The 3,233-nt window shown below is 70.7% G+C and carries 4 protein-coding genes; all 4 read left to right on the forward strand.

The window, feature by feature from the left end; genetic code table 11:
- The first annotated feature begins 338 nt into the window (after positions 1–338).
- Positions 339–644 carry a 50S ribosomal protein L21 gene (rplU, locus tag G6017_RS07325; RefSeq protein WP_017835684.1) on the forward strand — a complete coding sequence of 102 codons (306 nt, stop codon included), beginning with the start codon at positions 339–341 and terminating at the stop codon, positions 642–644.
- Positions 645–712: 68 nt separating this feature from the next.
- Positions 713–976 (forward strand): 50S ribosomal protein L27, encoded by a 264-nt coding sequence (gene rpmA, locus G6017_RS07330; RefSeq protein WP_107748170.1) that lies wholly within the window; start codon positions 713–715, stop codon positions 974–976.
- A 122-nt stretch (positions 977–1,098) separates the two neighbouring features.
- Positions 1,099–2,559 (forward strand): GTPase ObgE, encoded by a 1,461-nt coding sequence (gene obgE / locus G6017_RS07335; protein ID WP_179524934.1) that lies wholly within the window; start codon positions 1,099–1,101, stop codon positions 2,557–2,559.
- Positions 2,556–3,233, forward strand: a 678-nt coding sequence (proB, locus tag G6017_RS07340; protein ID WP_182610931.1) for a glutamate 5-kinase, incomplete at its 3' end; no start/stop codon positions are given. The genes obgE and proB, both read left to right, overlap by 4 nt.

The following is a 3,233-nucleotide window of genomic DNA, read 5'->3' on the forward strand; positions in this document are numbered from 1 at the left end:
CTCGCCGAAGCGCCGCCGGTCGTCGTCGCGGAGCCGCGTCAGCGACCGGCACGGCGACGCGCGACCAGGTCCACGACCGCCCCTGACGCCGGCGATCGTTAGAGGTGTCGGGCCCGGTGGCGCGGTCGGTTTGACCTGCTGTGCCGCCGGGCCGTAACCTTGACAAGTCGCTCGTGGCGGCGCTATGTCGTCGCGCGAGAAGTCGCGGGCCGGGCCGTGAAGGCCGCGGGACCGGCGATCCCGGTCGACGAGAGTCGGCCGGTCAGAGAGAACACCGCACAGTAGTTGTGGACGTCCCAGTGGCGGCCACACACCCGAGAAGCAAGGGGAAGCCCTCGATGTACGCGATCGTCAAGACCGGCGGCAAGCAGTACAAGGTCGCCGAAGGTGACCATGTCAAGGTCGAGAAGATCGAGGGTGAGGCCGGTACCTCCGTGTCCCTGTCCCCGATCCTCGTGGTCGACGGTTCGACCGTCACCTCCGCTGCCGACGCCCTGGCCAAGGTCTCCGTCTCCGGCGAGATCGTCGAGCAGACCAAGGGCCCGAAGATCCGGATCCACAAGTTCAAGAACAAGACCGGGTACCACAAGCGTCAGGGCCACCGTCAGAAGCTGACGGTGCTCAAGATCACCGGTATCAAGTAATCCACCACGGCCGCCAAGGCCACCAGCTCAGCGCCCTCGGGCGTCTTCCCTGAAGGAGGGGTTCGGACATGGCAAGTAAGAAGGGCGCATCCAGCACCCGTAACGGTCGTGACTCCAACGCGCAGCGTCTCGGCGTCAAGCGTTTCGGCGGCCAGGAAGTCAACGCCGGCGAGATCCTGATCCGCCAGCGTGGCACCAAGTTCCACCCGGGCGTGGGCGTCGGCCGTGGCGGCGACGACACGCTGTTCGCGCTGGCCGCCGGTGCGGTCGAGTTCGGGACCAAGCGCGGCCGCAAGACCGTCAACATCGTGCCGGTCGGCGTCGAGGCCTGACCCGGCGACACTGACGCGATTCGCCCTCGGGGGCCGGGCGGGGTCTGATGACCCCACGCCCGGTCCCCGAGAGCATTTGCGCCACATCCGTTAGTCCCACCACCAGCAGGAGGAGTCCGCTTATGTCGAGATTCGTCGACCGCGTAGTGCTCCACCTCGCGGCGGGGGACGGTGGCCGCGGGTGCACGTCCGTGCACCGGGAGAAGTTCAAGCCGCTCGGCGGCCCCGACGGGGGCAACGGCGGGAGCGGCGGGGACGTGGTGCTGGTGGTGGACCCCCAGGTCCACACGCTGCTCGACTTCCACTTCCGGCCCCACGCGCGCGCCGGTAAGGGTGAGCCCGGGATGGGCGCCAACCGGAACGGCGCCCAGGGTGATGACCTCGTCCTGGCGGTGCCGCCCGGGACCGTCGTGCTGGACCAGAACGGTGAGATGCTGGCCGATCTGGTCGGTGCCGGGACCCGCTTCGTGGCGGCCGAGGGCGGCAAGGGTGGGCTCGGTAACGCCGCGCTCGCCTCCAGGGCCCGCAAGGCCCCCGGGTTCGCCCTGCTCGGTGAGCCCGGCGAGGTCCGCGACCTCACCCTCGAGCTCAAGTCCATGGCCGACGTCGGACTGGTCGGGTTCCCCTCTGCCGGCAAGTCCTCTCTCGTGTCGGTGCTCTCCGCGGCCAAGCCCAAGATCGCCGACTACCCGTTCACCACCCTGGCCCCCAACCTCGGGGTGGTCTCGGTGGGCGACGACACGTTCACCATCGCGGACGTGCCCGGGCTCATCCCGGGTGCCAGCGAGGGTCGGGGCCTGGGCCTGGACTTCCTGCGCCACATCGAGCGCACGGCCGTCCTCGCACACGTCGTGGACTGCGCGAGTCTCGAGTCCGACCGCGACCCCATCTCGGACGTCGACGCGCTCGAGGCGGAGCTCGCCGCCTACCAGCCGGAACTCGCCGACGCCGGTCTGGGGGAGCTGGCGGACCGGCCGAGGGTCGTGGTGCTCAACAAGATCGACGTGCCGGACGCCGCCGACATGGCCGAGATGGTCACCGCCCACTTCGAGGCCAAGGGCTGGCCGGTGTATGCCATCTCCGCGGTCGCGCACAAGGGCCTGGACGAACTGAGGTACGGGCTCTACGAGCTCATCAAGGCCCACCGCAAGGCCAACCCGCCGGCGGCGCCCGAGCGGATCGTGTTGCGGCCGAGGGCCGTCGACGTGGCCGAGTTCACCGTCCGGAAGGACCCGAACGAGGCCGGCGCCTACGTGGTCTCGGGATCCAAGCCCGAGCGCTGGATCCGCCAGACAGACTTCGCCAACGACGAGGCCGTCGGCTTCCTCGCCGACCGCCTGGCCCGGCTCGGGGTCGAGGACGCGCTCATCAAGGCCGGCGCGCAGGCGGGCTGCACGGTCACCGTCGGCGACGTCTCCTTCGACTGGGAGCCGCAGACCCCGGCCGGTGTGGACCTCATGCGTACGGGCCGAGGCACCGACATCCGGTTGGAGTCCGACGAGCGTGTGGGCGCCCACGAGCGCAAGTACCGCAAGCGGGTGCGCCGCGGGCTGATCGACCCCGATGAGGAGATCCTGGAGTGACCGGCGAACCGGAGCTGCGGCGCCGGATCGGCACGGCCCGCCGGGTGGTGGTCAAGATCGGCTCGTCGGCCATCACGAGCTTCGGTGGCGGGATCCGCCGGCCGCAGCTCGACGCCCTGGCCGACATCTGCCAGGCGCGCATGGCCGCGGGGTCGGACGTCTTCGTGGTCTCCTCCGGCGCGATCGGCGCGGGGATGTCCCCACTGGGGATGACCACCCGCCCCGCCACCCTGTCCGCCAAGCAGGCGGCCGCCAGTGTGGGGCAGCTCGAACTGGCCCGGGCGTGGGGCGACTCGTTCTCCAGGTACGACCGCGTGGTGGGCCAGGTCCTGCTGACGGCGGGGGACATCGGGCGCCGGGAGAGCGCGGCCAACGCGCAGCGCACCCTGGACCGACTCCGCACGCTCGGCGCGGTGCCGGTGGTCAACGAGAACGACACGGTGGCCACCAACGAGATCCGCTTCGGGGACAACGACCGCCTGGCCGCGCTGGTGGCCCACCTCATCAGCGCCGATGCGTTGATCCTGCTCTCGGACGTGGACGCGCTCTACGACTCCGACCCCCGCAAGGGTGACGCCACCGCGGTGACGATGGTGTCGGGCGCGGCCGACCTCGACGGGGTGGTGGCCGGGGCCGGCGGTGCGCTGGGCACCGGCGGGATGGCCTCCAAGCTC

This window comes from Dietzia sp. B44 (assembly GCF_014145245.1).
GTDB classification, from domain to species: Bacteria; Actinomycetota; Actinomycetes; order Mycobacteriales; family Mycobacteriaceae; genus Dietzia; species Dietzia natronolimnaea.